The organism is Salipiger abyssi (assembly GCF_017311415.1).
Classification (GTDB): Bacteria; Pseudomonadota; Alphaproteobacteria; order Rhodobacterales; family Rhodobacteraceae; genus Salipiger; species Salipiger abyssi_A.
In genome coordinates, this window is the sequence record NZ_JAEKIS010000071.1 from 1 (window position 1) to 926 (window position 926).

Here is a 926-nt window from a genome sequence, read left to right on the forward strand (position 1 = left end):
CCGGAAGAGAAAGCCCGCGGCATCACGATCTCGACCGCTCACGTCGAGTACGAGACCGAGAACCGTCACTACGCCCACGTCGACTGCCCCGGCCACGCCGACTATGTGAAGAACATGATCACCGGCGCCGCGCAGATGGACGGCGCGATCCTGGTGGTGAACGCCGCCGACGGCCCGATGCCGCAGACCCGCGAGCACATCCTGCTCGGCCGTCAGGTGGGCATCCCCGCGATGGTGGTGTTCCTCAACAAGGTCGACCAGGTGGACGACGAGGAACTGCTCGAACTGGTCGAGATGGAAGTGCGCGAGCTGCTGTCGGAATACGACTTCCCGGGCGACGACGTTCCGATCATCGCGGGCTCGGCGCTTGCGGCGATGGAAGGCCGCGATCCGGAAATCGGCGAGAACAAGATCCGCGAACTGATGGCCGCTGTGGACGAGTACATCCCGCAGCCCGAGCGCGCCGTGGACCAGCCGTTCCTGATGCCGATCGAGGACGTGTTCTCGATCTCGGGCCGCGGCACCGTGGTCACCGGCCGTGTGGAGCGCGGTGTTGTGAACGTCGGCGACGAACTGGAAATCGTCGGCATCAAGGACACCAAGAAAACCACCTGCACCGGTGTGGAAATGTTCCGCAAGCTGCTCGACCGCGGTGAAGCGGGCGACAACATCGGCGCGCTGCTGCGCGGCATCGACCGTGACGGCGTTGAGCGTGGCCAGGTTCTGTGCAAGCCGGGTTCGGTGAAGCCGCACACGAAGTTCGAGTGCGAGGTCTACATTCTGACCAAGGAAGAGGGTGGCCGTCACACGCCGTTCTTTGCGAACTACCGTCCGCAGTTCTACTTCCGCACGACGGACGTGACCGGCACCGTGACGCTGCCCGAGGGCACCGAGATGGTGATGCCGGGCGACAACCTGAAGTTCAC

1 protein-coding gene is annotated in these 926 nt (G+C 64.4%); it reads left to right on the plus strand.

Translation table 11 applies throughout. The annotated features are described in order from the left end of the window. Nucleotides 1–926, plus strand: a 926-nt coding sequence (gene tuf / locus I6N89_RS25335) for an elongation factor Tu (RefSeq protein ID WP_207020972.1), incomplete at both ends; no start/stop codon positions are given.